Raw genomic sequence first — 22573 nt, forward strand, 5'->3', positions numbered from 1 at the left:
GATGAAGGCCATGTTTCGGACGATCGGCTGCGGCTTGGCCGCGGCCGCGCTCTGGTCCGCCCATGCCGGCGCTGAGGGGAATGCCGCCGTGAACAAGCCCGCCACCAGCCATACGGCCGAAGCCAATGCCGCGGTCGCCGCCGGCCTGCCGCTCGACGATGCGCGCGACCTCGATTTCGCCTCGCGCGGCTTCATCGCCACCATGCGCGATCCCCAGGTGAAGACGGCGGACGGCAAGCTGGTGTGGGATTTCGCGGCTTACGACTTCCTGAAGGGGCCGGCGCCGGCGACGGTCAACCCCAGCCTCTGGCGCCAGGCCGGCATTCTCGCCCGTCACGGGCTGTTCAAGGTCGCCGACCATATCTATCAGGTGCGCGGCTTCGATATTTCCAACATCACCTTCATCGAGGGCAAGAGCGGCTGGATCGTCATCGATCCCCTGGTCTCGACCGAAATGGCCAAGGCCGCCCTCGATCTCGTCACCGAACACCTGGGGGCGAAGCCGATCCATGCGGTGATCTATACCCACAGCCACGTCGATCATTACGGCGGCGTGCGCGGCATCGTCGAACAGGCGGATGTCGATGCCGGCAAGGTGAAGATCATCGCGCCCGAGGGTTTCCTCGAACATGCGGTCTCGGAAAACGTCATCGCCGGCAATGCCATGTCCCGGCGCGCGACCTATATGTTCGGCACCTTCCTGCCCCGGGGGCCCGAGGGGCAAGTGTCCACCGGCATCGGCCCCGCGGTTTCCGCCGGCACCGTGACCATCATCCCGCCGACCGACGAAGTGCGGAAGACCGGCGAGACCATGGTGATCGACGGCGTTACCCTGGAATTCCAGCTGACCCCGGGGACCGAGGCGCCGGCGGAAATGAACATCTTCCTGCCCGACTGGAAGGCGCTGTGCCTGGCCGAGAACGCCAATGCGACCATGCACAATGTCCTGACCCTGCGCGGCGCCCTGGTGCGCGACGCCAAGGCCTGGGCCGACTATCTTGGTGAATCCGCCCGCCTGTTCGGGGCGCGCACGGATGTGATGTTCACCAGCCATTTCTGGCCGCGCTGGGGCGGGGCGGAGATCGGCGACTATCTGGTCAAGCACCGCGATGCCTATCGCTTCCTGCACAACGAGACGGTGCGCCTGATGAACGAGGGCTTCACCGGCGAAGAGATCGCGGAGCGGATCGAGCTGCCGCCGGTGCTGGCGCGCGAATGGTACAATCACGGTTACTATGGCACCATGCGCCATAATTCGAAGGCGGTCTACCAGCGGTATATGGGGTGGTACGACGGCAATCCCTCGTCGCTCGATCCCCTGCCGCCGGAACAGGCCGCGAAACGCTATGTCGAGGCGTTCGGCGGCGCCGAGGCCGTGCTCGGCAAGGCCCGCATCGCCTTTGCCGCCGGCGATTACCGCTGGGTCGGCGAAATCCTGAAGCACCTCGTCTATGCCGAGCCGGAGAATGCGGCGGCGCGCGACCTGCTGGCCGACGCCTACGAGCAGATGGCCTATCAGGCGGAAAGCGCGCCCTGGCGCAATATCTATCTGGCCGGCGCCTATGAGCTGCGCACCGGCAAGCGCCATGGCACGGCCCAGGCCGGGGGCCTGGACACCGTGCGCTCGATGACCAGCGAGTTGCTGTTCGACCTGATGGCGGTGCGGGTCGATCCGGCCAAGGCGGAAGGCAAGGTGGTCAGCGTCAATCTGGTCTTCACCGACCGCGACGAGAAATTCACCCTGGTCCTGGCCAACAGCGTTCTCGGCCACGAGCCGGGCAACAGGCCCGATGCGACCGCGACCCTGACCACCAAGCGCGCGGCCTTCCTCATGGTCATGGCCGGCATGGCCAAGATGGCCGATATGGTCGCCGCCAATGCGATGACGGTCGAGGGCGATGCCGGCGCCTTGCAGGCCCTGCTGTCGGTCCTGAAAAGCCCGTCCGCCGATTTCGCCATCGTCACACCTTGATCGGCGCCCCCGCATAGACCGCGCGGGGGCGGATGATGGCGTGATCCTTCGCCTGTTCCATGGCGTGGGCGGCCCAGCCGACGCTGCGCCCGAGCAGGAACAGGACGAAGGGGGCGTCCTCCGGCAGGGCCAGGGTGCGCGCCAGGACCATCAGGGCATAGTCGATATTGGGCCGCTGCCCGGTGGCGGCCAGGACCGCCGCCGCCAGCCGTGCCGGTGGCGCATCCGGTTCCAGCCGCGCCAGCAGGCTGTGGGCCCTGATGTCGCCGCCGGGATAGAGCGGATGGCCGAAGCCCGGCAGGGTGCCGCCATGGCGGTCCAGCCAGCCGTCTACCGCCGCCGCGGCCCCCGTCCTCTCCGCTTCTGCCAGCAGGCGGGCAAGGGCGCCGGCGGCCCCGCCGTGGCGCGGCCCCGACAGGGCGCACAGCCCGGCCAGCAGGCAGGCGGCAAGCGGTGCCCCGGTCGAGGCCGCCACCCGGGCGGCAAAGGTCGAGGCATTCAATTCATGATCCGCCAGCAGGACGAGGGCGCGGCGCAGCAGGTCGGCGCCGTCGCCCCCGATGCGCCAATGCGCGGCAAGGCGGCGATGCAAGGGCACCGGCCCGTCGCCGAGGCCGCAGGCGGCAGCCAGCGCCCCGATCGCCGCCTGGGCATCCCGGGCCAGCCGGTCGGCGCCGCGCCCGGCGCTGGACCGGCTGTCCGGCACCAGGGCGGCCAGGGCGGCGAAGGGCGGGCCCGGCGGTCCGGCACCGGGGGCCGGGATGAAGACCGGTTCGGCGGCAATGTCCCACAGCAGGGCGGCCACCTGTTCCAGGCTGGCACCGTCGCCCAAGCGGGCGGCATCCTGGCCGCGATAGATCAGCCGGCCGTGCTGCACGGTCGAAAGGCTGGTGGTGATCGACGGTTCGCCCCAGGCCATGGACCCGGCGGCGATGGCGGCCGGCTTGCGGCTGCGCGTCCGGCGCCGGCCCAGCGCCGCCACATCCTCCGCCCGGTAAAGGCTGCGGCGGACATGGGCGGGGTCGGGCCGGACCTGGATCAGGCCCCGGCTGACATAGGCGTAAAGCGTCTGTGCCTTCACGTTCAGCAGGGCCAGCGCTTCGGCGCGGTCGATCCATTCATCCATGTTGATTATCTTTATCAAGATTGATGAAGCTGTCCAGGGCTGCCAGCCTTCCCGCCAGGAAGGAGACTGCCCATGCCAGTCACTCCCAACGAACCCGCTGTTTTCGCCGCCCTGCTGCGCGAAGCCCTTGTCGCCCTGGACCTGCCGCCGGCCCTTGCCGGCCGGCTGGTGGTGACGGGCGACGACGTCCTGCCGTCCTGCTATGCCGTGACCACCCTGGCCACGGCCGCCATCGGCACCGCCGGGCTGGCGGTGGCGGCACTGACGGGCACGGCGGGGCCGGTGGCGGTCGACCGCCATCTGGCCAATGCCTGGTTCCGCTGGTCGATCAAGCCCTTGGGTTGGGCATTGCCGGCGGTCTGGGATGTCATCGCCGGCGATTACCCGGCGGCGGACGGCTGGATCCGCCTGCACACCAATGCCCCGCGCCACCGCGATGCGGCGCTGGCCGTGCTCGGCTGCCCGGCGGAGCGGGCGAGGGTCGCGGCGGCGGTCGCCGCATGGCGGGCGGACGATCTCGAACAGGCGGTGGTCGCGGCCGGCGGCTGCGCGGCGGCCATGCGCGGCACCGCCGCCTGGGCCGCCCACCCCCAGGGCCGGGCCGTGGCGGCCGAACCCCTGGTCGCCCTGGCCCTGCACGAGCCCGCGACACCGCCGCGCTGGCGGCCGGACGGGCCCCGGCCCCTGGCGGGCATCCGGGTGCTGGACCTGACCCGGGTGCTGGCGGGGCCGGTCGCCACCCGCTTCCTGGCCGGCCTCGGGGCGGCGGTGCTGCGCCTCGATCCCCCGGGCTGGGACGAGCCGGCAGTGGTACCGGACGTGATCCTGGGCAAGCGCTGCGCCCGTCTCGACCTCCGCGATCCGGCGGGACGCGAGCAGTTCCGCGCCCTGCTGGCCTCGGCCGATGTCCTTGTCCATGGCTATCGGCCGGGGGCGCTGGCGGCGCTCGGCTTCGGCGATGAGGAACGCCGGGCGGTCAATCCGGGGCTGGTCGATGTTTCGCTGTCGGCCTACGGCCATTCCGGGCCCTGGGCCGGGCGGCGGGGCTTCGACAGTCTGGTGCAAATGTCCGCCGGGATCGCGGCGGCGGGCCAGCGCTGGCAGGGACTGGCGCAGCCGGTGCCCCTGCCGGTGCAGGCGCTCGACCATGCCACCGGCTATCTGATGGCGGCGGCGGCGCTGCGCGGCCTGCTGGCCCGGCGGACGACCGGGCAGGGGCTGAGTGCCCGCCTGTCCCTGGCGCGGACGGCGCTGGCCCTGCCGGTCTTGCAGGTGCCGGGCCGGCCCTTCGCCGGGGCGGCGGACGAGGACTATGCGGAGACGGTCGAGAAAACGCCCTGGGGCCCCGCGCTGCGCTTGAAGCCGCCGGTCGCGATCGGCGGCATTACCCTGGCCTCCGACCTGCCGGCGGCGGCGCTGGGGTCGGCGCCGCCGGCGTGGTCTTGAGGGTTACAGGTCGGCGTCGCCGAGAATGCGCCGCAGGATGTCGCCCATGCGGTCGATGTCGTCGGTGCCGGCGACCAGGGCGGGGGCGAAGATCAGCGCATCGCCCGTCGCCTTGACGTGCAGGCCGGCATCGAACAGGCGGCGCTGGGCGATGCTGCCCTTGGCGCCGGGGGTGGCGCCCGGCTTCAGCTGGATGCCGGCCAGCATGCCGTAACCGCGCAGGTCCACGACCTGGGGCAGGTTGCGCAGGCCGAACACCGTGTCGAGGAAATGGCCCGACAGGGCCTTGCCCCGGCCGAACAGGTCCTCGTCGCGATAGATGTCCAGGGCGGCGAGGCCGGCGGCGCAGGCGACCGGATGGGCGGAATAGGTATAGCCGTGGAAGAGTTCGGGCCGGTCGCCCTCGGCGGCATCGATCACGGCGGCCTGCATCTCGCGCTTCACCGCGACGGCGGACATGGGGATGACGCCATTGGTCAGCGCCTTGGCCATGGTGATGACGTCGGGCGTCACGGCGAATTCCTGGGCGGCGAAGGCGGCGCCTGTGCGCCCGAAGCCGGTGATCACCTCGTCGAAGACAAGGACGATGCCGTATCGGTCGCAGATCGCCCGGATCTTTTCGAGATAGCCCTTAGGGGGCACGATGGTGCCGATCGAGCCGGCGATCGGCTCGATGAAGACGGCGGCGATGGTCTCCCCGCCGTAGAGACGGCAGAGGTCTTCGAGGTCATCCGCCCGGTCGGCGCCGGTATCCGGCTGGCCGCGGGTGAAGCGCTGTTCTTCCGTCCAGGTGTGGCGCATGTGGACGGCATCGAAGGTGACGGCGCCGAAGTCGCGCCGGTTGTTGACCATGCCGGCCAGCGAGGTCCCGCCCATGTTGACGCCGTGATAGGCCCAGTTGCGCGAGACGAAGCGGGTGCGCTGGCTCTGCCCCCTGGCCTTGTGATAGGCGAGGACGATCTTGACCGCGGAATCGACCGCCTCCGACCCCGAGTTGCCGAAGAACAGGCGGTCGATGCCCTCGGGCAGGAGGCCGGCCAGCCGTTCGGCGAATTCGAAGGAAACATTGGCCGCGCGCTGGAAATGCGGCGTGTAGTCGAGGGTCATCAACTGCCGGTGGACCGCATCGGCGATCTCGCGCCGGCCGTGGCCGGCGGCGCAGCAGAACAGGCCGGCGGAACCGTCCAGGATCTCCCGCCCCTCCGGCGTCCAATAGCGCACCCCCTCGGCCCGGGCGAAGATCTGCGGCTCCTGCCGGAACAGGCGGTTGTTGGTGAAGGGCAGCCAGTGATGGTCCATCTTCGGCAGGAGGGCATTCATGATCGGCATTCCAAAAGCCAGGGGAGTCAGTGCACAGTCTGCCGGATCGGTGCCAGTTGATAGATCCACGAAGTGGGATTTCGGTGGTCCAGACTGTCATCTGGCACCATACAGTCGCATTCAGGAAAGTTTGGAGGTCCGCCCATGTCGAAAACCGTCCTCATCACCGGTGCCACCGCCGGCTTCGGCGCCGCCGCCAGCCGCCGCTTCGTCGCCGCCGGCTGGAAGGTGATCGGGACGGGCCGCCGCGCCGACCGGCTGGATACCCTGAAGGCCGAACTGGGCGCGGAGAATTTCCACGGCGCCGCCTTCGACATGCGCGACGAGGCGGCGATCGCGGCTGCCCTCGATGCCCTGCCGGCGGCTTTCGCCCGCATCGACTGGCTGGTGAACAATGCCGGTCTTGCTCTTGGCACCGGGCCGGCGCAGACCGCCGACCTCGCCCAATGGCGGCAGATGATCGACACCAATATCACCGGCCTCGTCACCATCACCCGCTTCCTGCTGCCGAAGCTGATCGAGACGAAGGGCGGGGTGATCAACCTCGCCTCGGTCGCCGCCCATTGGCCCTATCCGGGCGGCAATGTCTATGGCGGCACCAAGGCGTTCGTGCGTCAGTTCTCCTATGGCCTGCGCTGCGACCTGGCGGGGACGGGGGTGCGCGTCACCTCGATCGAGCCGGGCATGTGCGAAAGCGAATTCACCCTGGTGCGCACCGGCGGCAACCAGGAGGCTTACGACAAGCTCTATGGCGGCGCCGACCCCCTGCAGCCGGAAGATATCGCCGAGACCATCTTCCATGTCGCCACCCTGCCGGCCCATATGAACATCAATGCGATCGAACTGATGCCGGTCAGCCAGAGCTGGTCGCCCTTCGCCGTCCACCGCAAGTAGTGGCGGCTTTTTCGTGCCGCCTCGGATAATTTGGCAGGGTGAACGGGCGCCCGGCAGGGGGCGGCCGGCGTAAAAAGGGTTAGCAGGGGTTCGACTTGACCGACCGCGATGCCGACGGCACCGATTACACCACCGGCTCGGGCGCGCCCGCCGTCGCCAACCGGACGCTGGAACAGGCGCTCGGCGTGCAGATCCGCAACCTGCGTCGCCAGCTCGACCTGACCGTCGCCCATCTGGCGACCGCGGCCGGGATTTCCACCGGCATGCTGTCGAAGATCGAGAACGGGCAGATCTCCCCCTCGCTCAGCACCATCCAGGCGCTGGCCTTGGCGCTCAACGTGCCGATCACCGCGCTGTTCGCCGCCTTCGACGAAAAGCGCGACTGTTCCTATGTCCGCGCCGGCCAGGGCGTGGTGATCGAGCGGCGGGGCACCAAGGTCGGCCACCAGTACGAACTGCTGGGCCATGCCCTGGGCGGCGACATCGTCTGCGAACCCTATCTGATCACCCTGCGCGAGGAGGCGGCGCCCTATACCGCCTTCCAGCACGGCGGCACGGAATTCATCTACATGCTGGCGGGCGAGATCCAGTATCGCCACGGCGACCGGCTCTACGACCTGAAGCCGGGCGATGCCCTGCTGTTCGACAGCGGCGCCGCCCATGGCCCCGACCGGCTGGTGACTCTGCCCGCCACCTATCTCTCGATCATCATCTATCGCCGCGACGACTGAGTGGAAATTTCTTTCCAGGAAAATTATATTCCTCACCGTTGACGCGGTGGGCGCTTCCCGCTATGAACGAGGCATCGGTTCATGGTTGAGGCAGGCGCATGTGCGGCATCGTCGGATTGTTCATCAAGGACCCTGCGCTCGAACCCCGGCTGGGTGAACTTCTCGCCCGCATGCTGGGGGTGATGAGCGACCGGGGCCCGGACAGCGCGGGGTTCGCCGTCTATGGCGGCGGCCGGCCGGGCTTCGTGAAACTGTCGCTGCGGGCGGCGGCGGGCGTCGATCCCGACCGGCTGGAGGCGGGTTTGCGCGGTATCGCCGGGGCGGAAGTCGCCATTGCGCTGCGCGATACCCACCTGATCGTCGAGGTGCCGGTGGCCGCCGAGGCGGCGGTGCGCGCGGCCCTGGCCGCCGATCATCCGGAGATCACGGTGGTGGGCAGCGGGGCGCGCATGGAAATCTACAAGGAAGTGGGCCTGCCGGCGGCGGTGGCCGACCGTTTCGGCCTTGCCGCCATGACCGGCAGCCACGGCATCGGCCACACCCGCATGGCGACCGAAAGCGCCGTCACCACCAACGGCGCCCACCCGTTCTCGACCGGGCGGGACCAGTGCCTGGTGCACAACGGCTCGCTCTCCAACCACAATGCCCTGCGCCGCGAGCTGGCGCGCGGCGGCGTCCAGTTCGAGACCGAGAACGACAGCGAGGTCGCGGCCGGTTACCTGACCTCCCGCCTTGCGAAGGGCGAGGCACTGGGCGATGCCCTGAAGGCGGCGCTGGGCGACCTGGACGGTTTCTTCACCTTCGTCGTCGGCACCGAGAACGGCTTCGGCGTGCTGCGCGACCCGATCGCCTGCAAGCCGGCGGTGATGGCCGAGACCGAAGCCTATGTCGCCTTCGGTTCCGAATTCCGGGCCCTTGCCGGCCTGCCGGGGATCGAGACTGCCCGCGTCTTCGAGCCGGAACCCGCCACCGTCTATTTCTGGGAGCGCGCGGCATGACCGCCAAGGTGATCGATCTCGCCACCGCTCGGGTGCGCGATCTGAACGCGGCGCTGCACGCCGACAAGGCCCACCGGCACTGGAAAGTGCTGAACCCTGCCGGGTTGCATTCGATCGCGGCCGGGGTCGATGCCCCGGTCACGGTCGAGGTCGATGGTCATGTCGGCTATTACTGCGCCGGCATGAACCAGCATGCCTCGATCACGGTGAACGGCAATGCCGGCGTTGGCCTGGCCGAGAACATGATGTCCGGCCGGGTGCATGTGAAGGGCGACGCCAGCCAGGCGGCGGGGGCCACGGCCCAGGGCGGCACCCTGGTGATCGACGGCAATGCCTCCGCTCGCTGCGGCATTTCGATGAAGGGTGTGGACATTCTCGTGAAGGGCAATGTCGGCCATATGTCCGCCTTCATGGCCCAGGCCGGCAGCCTCGTCGTCCTTGGCGATGCCGGCGAGGCGCTGGGCGATTCGATCTACGAGGCGCGGCTTTTCGTGCGCGGCACGGTCGCCAGCCTCGGCGCCGACTGTATCGAGAAGGAGATGGGCGAGGCGCATAAGGCCCAGCTCTTCGCCCGGCTGAAGGCGGCGGGGCTCGACGGCACCGTCGACGTCTCGGACTTCCGGCGTTACGGCTCGGCCCGCACGCTCTATCACTTCCATGTCGACAATGTCGGCGCCTACTGACCGGCGAGACAGGCGATGAGCTTCACGACTTTCCCCCGCAAATCCGCCACCTTCGACGATTACACCCTGTCGGAGATCCGCCGCGCGGCGGCGACCGGCCTCTATGACATCAGGGGCGGTGGCTCGAAGCGGAAATTGCCGCATCTGGACGACCTGCTGTTCCTCGGCGCTTCGATCAGCCGCTATCCCCTCGAAGGCTACCGCGAGAAATGCGGGACGGGGGTGGTGCTCGGCTCCCGCTTCGCGAAGAAGCCGGTCGAGTTGAAGATCCCGGTCACCATCGCGGGCATGAGCTTCGGCTCGCTCTCGGCCGAGGCCAAGGAAGCGCTCGGGCGCGGGGCCTCCGCCATGGGCACCTCCACGACGACCGGCGACGGTGGCATGACGCCGGAGGAGCGGGGCCATTCCTCGATCCTGGTCTATCAATACCTGCCGTCGCGCTATGGCATGAATCCGGACGATCTGCGCAAGGCCGATGCCATCGAGGTGGTGGTCGGCCAGGGGGCGAAGCCGGGCGGCGGCGGCATGCTGCTGGGCCAGAAGATCTCCAAGCGGGTCGCCGGCATGCGCTGCCTGCCCGAAGGCATCGACCAGCGTTCCGCCTGCCGCCACCCGGATTGGACCGGGCCGGACGATCTCGAAATCAAGATCGAGGAATTGCGCGAGATCACGGATTGGGAAAAGCCGATCTATGTGAAGGTGGGCGCGGCCCGGCCCTATTACGATACGGCGCTGGCGGTGAAATCGGGCGCCGATGTCGTGGTGCTGGACGGCATGCAGGGCGGCACGGCCGCGACCCAGGAAGTCTTCATCGAGCATGTCGGCATTCCGCTGCTCTCGGCGATCCGGCCGGCGGTGCAGGCGTTGCAGGACCTGGGCCTGCACAGGAAGGTGCAGCTCGTCGTCTCGGGCGGGATCCGCAACGGGGCGGATGTGGCGAAATGCCTGGCGCTCGGCGCCGATGCAGTCTCGATCGGGACGGCGGCGCTGGTGGCGCTGGGCGACAACGACCCGGCGCTGGAGGCCGAATACAACAAGCTGGGCACCACCGCCGGCGCCTATGACGATTGGCACGAGGGCCGCGATCCGGCCGGCATCACCACCCAGGACCCGGCGCTGGCGGCGCGCCTCGACCCGGTGCTGGCCGGGCGGCGGCTGGCCAATTACCTGGCGGTGCTGACGCTGGAGGCCCAGACCATCGCGCGGGCCTGCGGCAAGAGCCATGTCCACAACCTGGAACCCGAGGATCTGGTGGCCCTGACCGTGGAGGCGGCGGCCATGGCCCGCGTGCCCTTGGCCGGCACCGACTGGATCCCCGGCCGGGGCACGTACTGAGTATCAACCGACAAGACGGGGCAGGGTGATGGCGATCGATCTGGGCGAGGCGGCCAAGGACAAGGGCATCAAATACTTCCTGATTTCCTATACCGACCTGTTCGGCGTCCAGCGGGCGAAACTGGTGCCGGCCCAGGCGATCAACGCCATGGCCAAGGCCGGCGCCGGCTTTGCCGGTTTCGCCACCTGGCTGGACATGAGCCCGGCCAACAGCGACCTTTTCGCCGTGCCCGACCCCGAAAGCCTGATCCAACTGCCCTGGAAGCCGGAAGTGGGCTGGCTCGCCGCCGACCTGTGGATGGATGGCGCCCTCGTCGACCAGGCGCCGCGCACCGTGCTGAAACGCGCCCTGGCCCGGGCGGCGGACGCCGGCTTCGAGATGAAGACCGGGGTCGAATGCGAATATTTCCTCATCACCGCCGACGGCCAGGGGGTTTCCGACCCGGCGGATACGGCGGCCAAGCCCTGTTACGACCAGCAGATCCTGATGCGGCGCTATGACGTCATCACCGAAATCTGCGACTGCATGCTGGCGCTGGGCTGGAAGCCCTATCAGAACGACCACGAGGACGCGAACGGCCAGTTCGAGATGAACTGGGAATACGACAATGCCCTGGTCACCGCCGACCGCCACGCCTTCTTCAAGTACATGGTCAAGGCGATCGCGGAAAAGCATGGCTTGCGCGCCACCTTCATGCCCAAACCCTTCATCAACCTGACCGGCAACGGCTGCCACATGCATGTCTCGCTGTGGCAGGGCGGGCGCAATGTCTTCGAGGACGAGGCGGGCGCGCTTGGCCTGTCCGCGACCGGCTATCAATTCATCGCCGGCGTGATGGCGGAGGCGCAGGCGATGTGTGCCCTGACCAACCCGGCGGTCAATTCCTACAAGCGGATCAATGCCCCGGTGACGCTTTCGGGCGCCACCTGGTCGCCCAATACGGTCACCTATACCGGCAACAACCGCACCCATATGATCCGCATCCCGGAAAGCGGTCGCTTCGAGTTCCGCCTGGCCGATGGCGCCGCCAATCCCTATCTGCTGCCCGCGGCCGTGCTCGTCGCCGGCCTCGACGGGATCGCCAACGGCAAGGACCCCGGCCCCCGCCTGGACATCAACATGTATACCGAGGGCCACAAGGTGAGGGGGGCGCGGAAGCTGCCGCTCAATCTCCTGGACGCGCTCCGCACCCTGGAAAAATCCGCCGTCCTGAAAGAGGGGCTCGGCAGCGCCTTCCTGTCGTCCTACCTGAAACTGAAGCATGACGACTGGAACGCCTATGCCCGCCACCTCACCCAATGGGAGCGGGAAACCACCCTAGACTGTTGATCCGGCTTGACGTGGCGCGGCCAAGAGGCTTTCTGGCCGCGCAGTCCAGCGAGTGCCGAGAATAAAATGTCCAACGCAGCGATTCTGACCCTGTCCTGCCCCGACCGGCCGGGCATCGTCGCCCGGGTTTCGACCTATCTGTTCGAAGCCGGCGCGAATATCCTCGAAGCCCATCAGTTCGACGACACCGAGACCGGCCGCTTCTTCATGCGCGTCGTCTTCGAGGCGGTGGCGGAGGGCTCCAGCGTCGGCCTGATCCGCGACGGCTTCGCCGCGATCGCCGAGCATTTCGCCATGGACTGGACCATCCGGGCGAAGAGCGAGAAGCGCAAGGTGATGCTGCTGGTCTCGAAGTCGGACCATTGCCTGGCCGACATCCTCTATCGCTGGCGCAGCGGTGACATCGTGATGGACATCGCCGCCATCGCCTCGAACCACCCGCGCGAGACTTATCAGCATCTCGATTTCGACGGCATCCCCTTCCACCACCTGCCGGTGACCAAGGCGACCAAGCTGGAACAGGAAGCGGCGGTCTGGGCCCTGGTCAAGGAGTCGGGGGCCGAACTGGTGGTGCTGGCGCGTTATATGCAGGTGCTGTCCGACGGGCTGGCGGCCAAGCTGGTCGGGCGCTGCATCAACATCCACCATTCCTTCCTGCCCGGCTTCAAGGGCGCCAAGCCCTATCACCAGGCCCATGAGCGGGGCGTGAAGCTGATCGGCGCCACCGCCCATTACGTCACCTCCGACCTCGACGAAGGCCCGATCATCGAGCAGGACGTGGAGCGCATCAGCCACCAGGACAGCGCCGAGGATCTGGTCGCCAAGGGCCGCGACATCGAGCGCCGCGTGCTCGCCCGCGCCATTGCCGCCCATCTCGAGGACCGGGTGCTGCTGAACGGCCGGAAGACCGTGGTCTTCCGCCAGTAAACGAGCGGCGCGGGCGCTCAGGCGGCGTCCAGGGCCGCGACGCCGGCCAGGGCGCAATCGTGGTCCTGTTCGTCCGAGCCGCCGGAAACGCCGATACCGCCGATCGGCACGCCCTGGTCGAACAGCGGCACGCCGCCGCCGAAAAAGGTGACGCGCGGCCGGCCGGCAAGGCCGGCGCGCACGTTTTCCGGCAGACCGGCCAGGACGGCCGGGGCCTCGATGGTCGGGAAACCGAAACCGGCGGCGGTCCAGGCTTTGTCGATGGCGATGTCGATCGAGGGCAGGAAGGCGCCGGGCATGCGCAGGAAGCCGGCCAGATTGCCGCCGGAATCGACCACGGCGACATTGACCTTCACACCCAGCGTCTCCGCCCGGGCGACCGCGGCCGCCAGCGCCGTCGCGGCGGCGCGCCAGCCGATGTGCCGGGCCGGCACCGATTTGTCCATGGCTTCTCCCCCTCCGTGTTGCGGCCAGGGGATGTTACCGGCGGGCGGGCGGGGGCGCACCCGCCGTTTCGGCGGGCGCCGGCTCAGCCCTGGCCCGGCCCCTCGGCGGCGCGGATCGCCTCCAGCGCCTTTTGCAGGCCCGCCGGTCCCTGGGCGATCAGGGCGGCGACCAGCCGGCCGCGCGCGGCCATGGCCTTGTCCCGCTCGGCCGCGGCCCCGGGCCCAAGCGCGGCGAGGCGCTGGGCCGCGACCAGATAATGGCGCAGCGCCTGGGCCAGCCCCTCGGGCGCGCCGCCGCTCGCCGCCTCGGCCTGGATGCCGAGGGCGTAGTCGCCCCGGCCGTCGCCGCGCGCCGATGCGGCCTGCCACAGGGGGGCGGCCTTGACCGGATCGCCGGCGCCTTCGGCCAGGGCCAGCGCTGCCGCCGCGCTGCCGAGGCCAAAGGCCTGGTCGAGCAGGGCCTGGGCCTTCTCCGGGGCGCGAGCCTCGGCGTGGAAGGCGGCGCGGAGGACGAGGGCGGGGGCATAGCCGGCACTCGCCGCGACATCGAGCCGGGCGAGCGCCCGGTCCCGCGCCCCGCTGCGATAGAGGGCGCGGGCTTCCTGATAGGGGAAGCGGGCCTCGGCCGGCTGCATTCTGGCCGCTTCGGCACAGGCGCGGGCCACCGGATCCTCGACCCCCGGGGCCGGGAACAGGGGCGGCTGGTCGGGCAGGGCGACGCCCGGCGCCTGTTTTCCGGGATCGAAGGGATCGGCGGCGCCCTGGTCGCACAGGCGGACGGGATCGGCAGCCGGATCGGCCGGGGCCGGCGGCGCGTCGAGGAAGGCGTCGATCCGTTCCGCCCCGCTCAGGCCGCGGCGGCCCAGCGAGCGGGTGAGGGCAAGCCCGTCCGCCCCCGGCGCCAGGGCCAGCGCCGGCATGTCGTACCAGCGCAGGCGCGCCCCGGCGGTGCCGCCCAGGTTGCCGGGCACGACGGCGATGCGCCGCCGCACGGGATCGAAGGCGAAGGCGCCGACCCCGCCGGCCGGGCGGCGCGCCAGGATCGCGCCGCCGGCCGGATCGAACAGGACCACGCCGCCGCGCCGGCTGTCGGCCAGGGCCAGCCGGCCGCCGTCGGCATAGGCGACATGGGCGACGAAATCGATCGGCGGGCTGGCGTCGGTCGGCGGGGCGATGCGCAGCTTCTGCCCGGCGATGCCCCGGGCGAGATCGACCGTCGCCACCTCGCCGGTGCTGGTGCCGAGCAGGGCCGACCGGCCGTCCGGCGACACGGCGACAGACATGGCATTCTCGGGCGTGCCGTGGATCAGCCCTTTGGCGGCGCCGGTCCGCCCGTCGAACAGGGCGAGGGTGCCGTCGCCCTGGGCGATGGCCAGCAGGCTGCCGTCGGCACTGAAGGCGGCGACATTGCCGAGCACGTTGCGGAGCTTGAAATCGGCGACGCCGGCCTCTTTGGCGATGTCGATCAGGGCGCCGCCGTCCGGCCAGATCACGGCCAGGAAGCGCCCGTCCGGGCTCAAGGCCAGGCTTTCCAGCCGGCGGGCCCGGCCATAGTCGGGATCGGGAATGGTGAAGGAGCCGGCCGCGGCGCCGGGCGTCCCGGCGATCAGGTCGATCCGCTGCTTTTCGAGGTCGAGGGCGGCCAGCTGCCGGCCGCTGCCGTCGGTGGTGACGAAATAGAGATCCTTGGCGACATCGGGCAGCGCCGGGCCGAGGCTTGCCCCGGCGACATCGACCGGGCGCAACTGCCCGTTCCGGAACAGGGCGTAGATGGTCTTGCCGTCGCCGGTCGCGGCCGCGGTGCCGACATATTCGGCCCCTGCGCCGAAGGCGACGGCGGTCGAGTGGTCGATCACCGTCTCCGGCAGCAGGCCCGACAGGTCGAGGACGGCAAGGCGGCCGTCGCGGCTGATCGCCACCGCCCGCCGCCCGCCGGTGACCACCCGGTCCCAGACCCCGTCGGTGCCGCCGAGATCGGCGCGCAGCAGGCGCTGTTCCAGGTCCAGGTTCCAGATCTCCACCCCCCGCTCGTGCGAGAGGGCGACGGCGATGCCCGATGCCTCGTCCAGCGCCAGGGCGGTCATGTCCAGCATGCCCATGGGCATGGTCGCCTGAAGCTCGAAACCATTGCCCGCCCCCCAGGTGGTGGCGTCGCGCCCGAAGGCCAGCAGCCCGCCGCCGACCCGCCGGAACAGCAGGCCGCCGGTGGCGACCGCGTCGGGCCGGCGGGCGACGACCGCGCCGGTCTCGCCGTCGACCACCGCGAGGCCGGCACTATAGGCGGCAAGGGCGACATGGCGGCCGTCGGCCGAGGCGGCGAGACGGGGCTCGTCGCCTTCGAGCACCGGGGTCCGCCACAATTCGCGCCCCGCCTGCGGATCGAAGGCGACGATCACGCCCTTGCCGGTGGCGGCGAAGGCGCGGTCGGGCCGGGGCAGGGCCAGGCGGGCAATGTAATCCCCCTCGACCTGCAAGGTAAAGCGCGGGGCGCCGCCGCCCGGCGCCCAGACCGCGATCCGCCCCTCGAAATCCCCGGCGACGACATCGCCGCCCGGGCTGTAGGCGGCGGTCGCGACCTTGGTCATGCCTTCGAACCTTGCCACTTCGGCGCCGTCCAGGGTGCGCAGGGTCAGGGGCGTGTCGCTGCCCTGGGTCAGCAGCCGGTCCCCCTCGGGCGAGAAGGCAAGGGGCCCGAGGCCGGCGGCCGCGGTCACCACCCCGGCGACGGCGGCCCGGGTCAGGTCCAGGCGAAGCAGGCCTTCCGCGCTGCCGACGAAGGCGGTCCGGCCGTCCGGGCTGACGGCGATCGCGCCCGGGCCGTCCTCGCCGAAATCGATGTAACCGGTGACGATCTCGGCGGCGGCGATCTCGCGGGCCGCCGCCGCCGCCTCGGGCACCAGCGGGCGGGGCGGGGTCTCGCCGGGGGCGGGCAGGGCTTCGGCGATCAGGGCGAGGGCGCGGTCGGTGGCGCCGGCTTCGAGCGCGATGCGGGCCTTTTCGGTCAGGGCGCGGGCGGTCGCCGACTGGGCGTCGATGCGGCGGCGGTCGGCTTCGGCGGCATTGTTCTCGGCGATCACCGCCTGGCGTTCCGCTTCCGCCTGGCCGGTGAAGCCGAACCAGGCGCCGATGCCGGCGCCGGCGGCCAGGATCGCCAGCACGCTGGCGGTCAGGCGCAGGCGGCGCAGGCGGCGCCGTTCCGCCGCCCGGGCGGTCTCGGACGAGAGGGCGATGAAATCGGCAAGGGATGCGGGCAGTTCCGCGCCGCGCCGGGCCAGCAGGTCTTCCGCCTCCGACAGTGCCAGGCCCTTCTGGAGCAGCAGGGTGCCGTCCCGCGCCTGCCGTTCCCAGGTGCCGGCGGCGCTTTCGACCCGGGCGCGGCGCTCGATGTCGTCGCGGTCGAGGGCGATCTGTTCCGCCGCCCGCGGCCAATGGGTGATCAGCGCCTCATGGGCGAGGCGGACCATCTCGCCCTCGACGACCAGGAGGCGGGCATCCGCCAGGGCGGCGATCAGGCCCGCGGCCTCGGGCGTGCGGGACAGGTCGGCGCGGGCCATGGGGCGCGAGGTCGCCTGGCCGTGGCCGCCCTGGCCGGCGGTGACGAGCTGGCGCAGCAAGGGCGGGAAAGCGTCCTGCAAGGCCGGGCCGAGGGCGGCGAAGACCGCCTCCGCCCGCCGCGCCAGCGCCCCTTCGAGGCCGCCCAGCCGCTCGTAGGCGGCGAAGGTCAGCAGGCCCTCGGCGCTGCGGTCCTGCCACATCTGGTCGAGGAGGAAGGACAGCAGGGGCAGGGCGCCGGGGGCGGCGGCGGCGGTGGCGCGGATCACCTCGTCCAGCGCCTCGCCGGTTTCGGTGCGGGCCTCGAACCGCAGGCCGGCCTCGAAGGCGGGCAGGCGGATGATCTCGCCGATCTCGCCGTCGCGCGGCGGCAGCAGCAGGAAACGGGCCTCGCCGCCGCTGAGGGTCGCAAGGCGCGGGGCCTCGGCCAGGGCATCGAAGAAATCCGCCCGCATGGTCGCGACCACCCAGACGATGCCCGAGGTCGCCAGCGCTTCGAGGGCGGCGATGAAGCGGTCCCTGGCCTCGAGGCCGATCCGTTCCTGGGTGAAGAGTTCTTCCAGCTGGTCGACGACGACGAGCAGCCGCGCCTCCGCCCCGGCCAGGAGGCTGGCCTTGGCCGAGGCCGCCTCCAGCCCGAGGCGGATGGTTTCGGCCAGCGTGTCTGCCTTCGCCTGAAGGCCGAGGGCGGCGAGTTCCGGCAGGGCCTCGGTGGTGCCGAGGGCGGCGAGCAGGGCGCCCAGCGGTTCCGCCCCGCCCTCGGACGGTTTCACGATCAGGTGGCGGACGAGGCCGACCCGGCCGATCATGCCCGGCAGCTTCAGGTCCGGCAGCAGCCCGGCCTTGACCAGGGACGACTTGCCGGAACCGGAGGCGCCCATGACCAGGACGAAGGCCTTGCCCCGCGTCGCCTGCCGGTGCAGCAATTCGCGCAATTCGTTGCGCGCCCTCGTGCGGCCGAAGAAGACGCCGGCATGTTCCGGCTCGAAGGACAGCAGGCCGCGATAGGGCGGCTGGTGCCAGCGCACCTCGCCTTCCACCCGCTCGCCGTCGGCGGTCAGGCCGCGCAGGCGCCGGCGCAGCAATTCGCGCAGGTGATTCTCGACCAGATCCTCGAACTCGCCGGTCGCGGCGAATTCCCAGAAGGCGGCGGTGAAGCCGCCCTCGGCATCCCGCGTCCAGCGGGTCATGAAATCCTCGACCAGCCGGCGCTGGCGCCGTGCCTCCTCCAGCCGGGCGTCGTCGTCGAGGTCGGCGGCCTGGGGCGCGGTTTTGCGGTAGAGCAGCAGGTCCGGGCGCTTCACGGCCTGGAAGCCGGCCAGGGCATCCTCGAATTCCCATTCGGTGCCGGTGACCGGGCCGCCGGTCAGCGCGCCCTGGAAGCGGTCGCGCGGCAGGGTCACGCCCAGCCGCGACCACAGGATGCAGACGACGAGGTCGGTCTCGCGCGGGGGGACGATATTGTCCTGGAAATGGGCGCCGGCGGTCAGCGGCTCGCGTTCCCACAGCACGGGCTCGATGATGAAGTGATAGGCGAATTCGCGGGCGAGGCGCTGGACCAGGCGTTCGGTGATCAGCCGTTCCGGCCGCACGTCGGCGGGCGAGGAAACGAAGATGCGAATTTTCTGCCGTATCGTCATGCCTGTCCGCCCTGGCTTGTCACCCGTCGCAAGGGTAGGGGCGGACTTTAAGGGCTTCTATGGCCAAGTTCACTCCCCCGGTGCAGGGGGAAAACGGTCTGCACCGGGGAAGCGGGCCGCGGCAGGCCGGAGCCTGCCGCGGCGGTTCGAAACGGATCAGAAGTGGAATTCGGCGACGAACTGCGGCACCGAGGCTTCGGTGCCCAGCTTCTTGCCGCCGCCGGTGAATTCCGGATCGTTGCCGAACTTGTTCTTCCACCATTGATAGCCGAAGCCGACCATGAACGTCTTCTCCTGGCCGAAGGGGGCGCCGACGTCGAACATGATCGCCGTATCCAGCAGGATTTCGGTCACCGTGTTCTGGCCGAAGCCGTCCGGGCCCTTGGGGCCGACGATGTTCATGAAGCCCTTGAAGGTGACCGGCACGCCGATGTCGATCGGAATGGGCAGGCCCCAGGCGGTCTCCAGCCGGAAGGCCGGCTCGAAGTCGACGCCGACCGAGGGGCTGAGGATCGAATTGTTGTTGCTTTCGGTGCCGAGCAGGAAGCTGACCGACCAGAAGCCCGGGACATCGAAATCGATGGTCGGGCCGATGACGAACTTGCGCACCCGGGCGTTGAAGGAATCGTCCTTGTAGGACAGGTCGCCGCCGATGGTCAGGCCCATGTCGCGGACCCAGCCGCCGAAGCCGAGGCCGAAGATCTTGCTGGCCGACAGTTTCTCGCGGAAGACGGCGTAGATTTCCTTCGCCGGGCTGGCGCCGTCCTTGGCCGGTTCGTCGCTTTTCGACAGGTCGAACAGGATGTCGACGTTGATGAAGTTCTGGCCGTAGGTCCAGCCGCTGACGTGCTGGCCCTGGACGATCACCTTCTCGACGTCGGTATTGTTCGTCGGCTCGGCATAGGTGGCGCCGTAGCGGACGCCGACGAAAGTGTCGCTCCACTGGATGATGTCGGCCTGGGCCGCGCCGGCGCCGCCCAGCAGGGCCGCCCCGGCCACCGCCAACCCGGCGATGCCGCGCCTGAAGCCGCCCTTCAATTTCTCACTCGCCCCCATTTCAACCACTCCTTGCCTGCTGGACTGTCATTGTCTCGATTTCTTCGTTCCCATGGCGTTTCCCGATCGTTGTTGCGCCCGCATCTTCGCGCGGTCTGCCACCGGTTTTCAGGCGGCCCATGCCTCCAAGAATCTTGACTGCTTGGTCAGCACTATCAAAAAAAATGCCATCTTCAAAGGCAATAGGATATTCCATTCAAGTCTTTGAAATTAATGGAAAATAATCTCTTGTGTCAAATTTGATACAAATTCGACCAGTCATGTCGTCGCGTAATATGGCTAAAAATTATGCATATTTTTCCACATGCATGCACAGATTCGCGGCGCAGGCCGGCATCATCGGGCAGGGCCGGGCCCTGCCCGACGCGGGCTCAGGCGTGGTCGCTGGCGGCGGCCGCGCCGGCGGCGGCGCTTTCCGCTTCCGCCTTGCCGCCGAGGCCGTTGAAGAACAGGTTCAGGACCAGGGCGATCAGGGCGGCCAGCAGGATCCCGGATTCGAGCAGGGGATGCAGGCCGTGCGGCAATTGCTTGAAGAAATTGGGCGCGACCAGGGGGATCATGCCGAAGCCGACCGAGACGGCGACGATGAACTGGTTGTGCGGTCTGGTCCTGAAATCGACCTGGGACAGGATGCGCACCCCGGTCGCCGCGACCATGCCGAACATGACGATGCCCGCCCCGCCAAGCACCACCACCGGCACCGCCTCGACCAGGGCGGCGAGCTTGGGCGTCAGGCCCAGCACCAGCATGATGACGCCGCCCGCGGCGGTGACATAGCGCGAGCGCACCCCGGTGACGCCGACAAGGCCGACATTCTGCGAGAAGGACGTATAGGGAAACGTATTGAAGATGCCGCCGATCAGGGTGCCCACGCCGTCGGCGCGCAGGCCCTTGGTCAGGGCCGCCCGGTCCACCGCCTTGCCCGTGATCTCGCCGAGCGCCAGGAACATGCCTGTCGATTCGATCATGACCACGATCATGACCAGGCACATGGTCAGCCCGGCGACGAGATCGAAGGTCGGCACACCGAAGGCGAAAGGCACCACGAGGCCGAACCAGGGGGCATCGCCCACCTTGTCGAAATGCATCAGGCCGAAGCCGGCGGCGACGGCACCGCCGGCGACGATGCCGATCAGCACCGCGACATTGCGCACGAAACCCTTGCCCCAGCGGGTCAGGCCGAGGATGACGACAAGGACGAACAGGGCGAGGCCGAGACCGCCCAGCTGGCCGTAGTTCGGATTGGCGAAATCGCCCAGTTCCTTCACCGGCACCTCGTTGACCACCCGTTCGGCCATGGCTTTCAGGGTGGGCAGGCCGCCGCCGGCCCAATTGATGCCGACGCGCATCAGGCTGATGCCGATGACGAGGATGATGGTGCCGGTCACCACCGGCGGGAAGAAGCGCAGCAGCCGCGAGACGAAGGGCGCGACCACGATGCCGAAGATACCGGCGACGATGACCGCGCCATAGATCCCGAGCAGCCCGAGTTCCGGATTATTGGCCATGGCCAGCATGGGCCCGACCGCGGCGAAGGTCACCCCCATCATCACCGGCAGGCGGATGCCGACGCCGGGAAAGCCGATACACTGGATCAGGGTCGCGATGCCGCAGGCGAAGAGATCGGCATTGATCAGGGCGGAGACCTGTTCCGGCGGCAGTTTCAGCGCCCGGCCGATGATCAGCGGGACGGCCACCGCCCCCGCATACATGACGAGGACATGCTGAAGACCGAGGGTGAACAGTCTTGGGGCGGGCAGTCGCTCGTCCACGGGATGCGGGGGTACGCTCATTACGGGGGGCCTCGCGGTCGCGGGTGGTCGGGAAGGGGTTAGTTCATGGCTCCGGCTCTGCGGTCCTCGTACCAGCGGGCGAGGCTCCGGCGTTCTTCCAGGGTCATTTCGGTGACGTTCGAGGGCGGCATGGCATGGGTCCAGACCGAGGCGATGAAGACCTGGTCGGCATGGGCCGCCACCCGTTCCGGCGTGTCCAGGAGCACGCCCTTCGGCGTGCTGTGCAGCCCTTCCCAGACCGGCTCGGCGGCATGGCACATGCTGCAGCGGGTGATCACGATGTCGGCGGCATTGGCCAGGGTGACCGGGGCCGGCGCCATGGCCGGGGCGGGCAGCAGGCCGCTATGCTCCGCCGCCGGCTCGGCCGGGGTCAGGCGGTTGATGGTCAGGATCAGCAGCGCGCAGATGAAGACGATGAACCAGGCACCCCAGGGTGCACGCTGGCCCTTGTGCATCGTGTTGAAGAAATGGCGGATGGCAACGCCGACGACGATGAGCACGGCCAGGATCAGCCACGACAGCCAGGCGCCGTAAACCAGCGGATAATGGTTGGCGATCATCACGAAGACGGTGGGCAGCGTGATGTAATTGTTGTGCATCGAGCGCTGCTTGCCGATGCGGCCATAGCGCGGGTCCGGCGTCTCGCCCCTGATCAGGGCGGCGACCACTTTCCGCTGGTTCGGGATGATGATCATGAACACGTTGCAGGCCATGATCGTGCCCATCAGCGCGCCCGCCTGCATGAAGGCGCCCCGGGCGCTGAACACTTCGGTGAAGCCATAGGCCATGGCGACGACGAAGCCGAAGCCGAACAGGGCCAGGAGATTGTCGTTCCGCCCCAGCGGCGAGCGGCACAGAAGGTCATAGACCGCCCAGCCCAGCACCAGCGACCCGGCGCTGACCGCGATCGCCCCGAAGGTCGAAAGGTCGAGCACCGCCTTGTCGATCAGGTAAAGCTCGGCCCCGAAGTAATAGACGAAGACGAGCAGGGCAAAGCCCGACAGCCAGGTGGCATAGGCTTCCCATTTGAACCAGGTCAGTTCGTCCGGCATGTCGGCCGGCGCGACCAGATATTTGACCATGTGGTAGAAGCCGCCGCCATGGACCTGCCAGGCCTCGCCATAGGCGCCCTTGGGCAGGCCGTCGCGCGGCTTCAGGCTGCTGTCGAGATGGACGAAATAAAAGGACGAGCCGATCCAGGCGACGCCGGCAATCACATGCAGCCAGCGGATGGCCGCGCCGATCCATTCCCAGACAATCGGGTCCATACGCGACCTCCAACCCCAGCCATCCCCGTCGCGCCGATTTTTGCGCTGCACTATTG

The 22573-nt window shown here is 69.2% G+C and carries 17 protein-coding genes; 9 read left to right on the forward strand and 8 right to left on the reverse strand.

Annotated features, from left to right (window positions below; genetic code table 11):
* Position 1: 1 nt before the first annotated feature.
* Positions 2–1972, forward strand: coding sequence for an alkyl/aryl-sulfatase (locus tag DKG75_RS02350; RefSeq protein ID WP_208112010.1), 1971 nt, complete (start codon positions 2–4; stop codon positions 1970–1972).
* On the opposite strand, the gene DKG75_RS02355 is transcribed toward DKG75_RS02350, so the two are convergent.
* Complete coding sequence (locus DKG75_RS02355) at positions 1962–3098, reverse strand: citrate synthase (protein WP_109919466.1); 1137 nt, start codon at positions 3096–3098, stop codon at positions 1962–1964. The genes DKG75_RS02350 and DKG75_RS02355 overlap by 11 nt on opposite strands.
* Before the next feature lie 72 nt (positions 3099–3170).
* Here DKG75_RS02355 and DKG75_RS23680 point away from each other — a divergent pair, with 72 nt between their 5' ends.
* A complete protein-coding gene (locus DKG75_RS23680; RefSeq protein ID WP_109919467.1) occupies positions 3171–4544 on the forward strand; it encodes a CoA transferase in 1374 nt (457 codons plus the stop codon).
* Positions 4545–4547: 3 nt separating this feature from the next.
* Here DKG75_RS23680 and aptA read toward each other — a convergent pair whose 3' ends face one another.
* Positions 4548–5864 carry an omega-aminotransferase AptA gene (aptA, locus tag DKG75_RS02365; protein WP_109920112.1) on the reverse strand — a complete coding sequence of 439 codons (1317 nt, stop codon included), beginning with the start codon at positions 5862–5864 and terminating at the stop codon, positions 4548–4550.
* 144 nt (positions 5865–6008) lie between these two features.
* On the opposite strand from aptA, the gene DKG75_RS02370 reads away from it, so the two are divergent.
* The 7 genes from DKG75_RS02370 to purU all read left to right on the forward strand — a co-directional run bounded on the left by DKG75_RS02370 (position 6009) and on the right by purU (position 12762).
* Positions 6009–6758, forward strand: a complete 750-nt coding sequence (locus tag DKG75_RS02370; protein ID WP_109919468.1) for an SDR family NAD(P)-dependent oxidoreductase — start codon at positions 6009–6011, stop codon at positions 6756–6758.
* A 95-nt stretch (positions 6759–6853) separates the two neighbouring features.
* Positions 6854–7489, forward strand: a complete 636-nt coding sequence (locus DKG75_RS02375) for a helix-turn-helix domain-containing protein (protein ID WP_109919469.1) — start codon at positions 6854–6856, stop codon at positions 7487–7489.
* A gap of 98 nt (positions 7490–7587) precedes the next feature.
* Complete coding sequence (locus DKG75_RS02380; RefSeq protein WP_109919470.1) at positions 7588–8487, forward strand: class II glutamine amidotransferase; 900 nt, start codon at positions 7588–7590, stop codon at positions 8485–8487.
* Positions 8484–9170, forward strand: a complete 687-nt coding sequence (locus tag DKG75_RS02385; RefSeq protein ID WP_109919471.1) for a GltB/FmdC/FwdC-like GXGXG domain-containing protein — start codon at positions 8484–8486, stop codon at positions 9168–9170. Before DKG75_RS02380 ends, DKG75_RS02385 begins: the two co-directional genes overlap by 4 nt.
* A 15-nt stretch (positions 9171–9185) precedes the next feature.
* On the forward strand, positions 9186–10505 hold the full coding sequence (locus DKG75_RS02390) for an FMN-binding glutamate synthase family protein (protein ID WP_109919472.1): 1320 nt from the start codon (positions 9186–9188) through the stop codon (positions 10503–10505).
* A gap of 28 nt (positions 10506–10533) precedes the next feature.
* Positions 10534–11835 carry a type III glutamate--ammonia ligase gene (glnT, locus tag DKG75_RS02395; protein WP_109919473.1) on the forward strand — a complete coding sequence of 434 codons (1302 nt, stop codon included), beginning with the start codon at positions 10534–10536 and terminating at the stop codon, positions 11833–11835.
* Positions 11836–11901: 66 nt separating this feature from the next.
* A complete protein-coding gene (gene purU, locus DKG75_RS02400) occupies positions 11902–12762 on the forward strand; it encodes a formyltetrahydrofolate deformylase (RefSeq protein WP_109919474.1) in 861 nt (286 codons plus the stop codon).
* A 17-nt stretch (positions 12763–12779) separates the two neighbouring features.
* Here the strand turns inward: purU and DKG75_RS02405 are convergent, their stop codons facing one another.
* The 6 genes from DKG75_RS02405 to DKG75_RS02425 all read right to left on the reverse strand — a co-directional run bounded on the left by DKG75_RS02405 (position 12780) and on the right by DKG75_RS02425 (position 22517).
* On the reverse strand, positions 12780–13208 hold the full coding sequence (locus tag DKG75_RS02405) for a GlcG/HbpS family heme-binding protein (RefSeq protein WP_109919475.1): 429 nt from the start codon (positions 13206–13208) through the stop codon (positions 12780–12782).
* An 83-nt stretch (positions 13209–13291) separates the two neighbouring features.
* A complete protein-coding gene (locus DKG75_RS23685) occupies positions 13292–18400 on the reverse strand; it encodes an nSTAND1 domain-containing NTPase (RefSeq protein ID WP_109919476.1) in 5109 nt (1702 codons plus the stop codon).
* A 156-nt stretch (positions 18401–18556) separates the two neighbouring features.
* Entirely contained in the window at positions 18557–19456 is a 900-nt protein-coding gene (locus tag DKG75_RS02415; RefSeq protein WP_133636874.1) for a hypothetical protein, read from the reverse strand.
* 1 nt (position 19457) lies between these two features.
* A complete protein-coding gene (locus DKG75_RS22625) occupies positions 19458–19652 on the reverse strand; it encodes a hypothetical protein (protein ID WP_133636872.1) in 195 nt (64 codons plus the stop codon).
* A gap of 175 nt (positions 19653–19827) precedes the next feature.
* Entirely contained in the window at positions 19828–21249 is a 1422-nt protein-coding gene (locus tag DKG75_RS02420; protein WP_109919478.1) for a nucleobase:cation symporter-2 family protein, read from the reverse strand.
* Positions 21250–21287: 38 nt separating this feature from the next.
* The gene (locus tag DKG75_RS02425) at positions 21288–22517 is read right to left on the reverse strand and encodes a urate hydroxylase PuuD (RefSeq protein WP_109919479.1); all 1230 of its coding nucleotides are present in this window, start codon (positions 22515–22517) and stop codon (positions 21288–21290) included.
* Positions 22518–22573 lie beyond the last annotated feature (56 nt).

Origin of the sequence: Zavarzinia compransoris, from assembly GCF_003173055.1 — a bacterium.
Classification (GTDB): Bacteria; Pseudomonadota; Alphaproteobacteria; order Zavarziniales; family Zavarziniaceae; genus Zavarzinia; species Zavarzinia compransoris.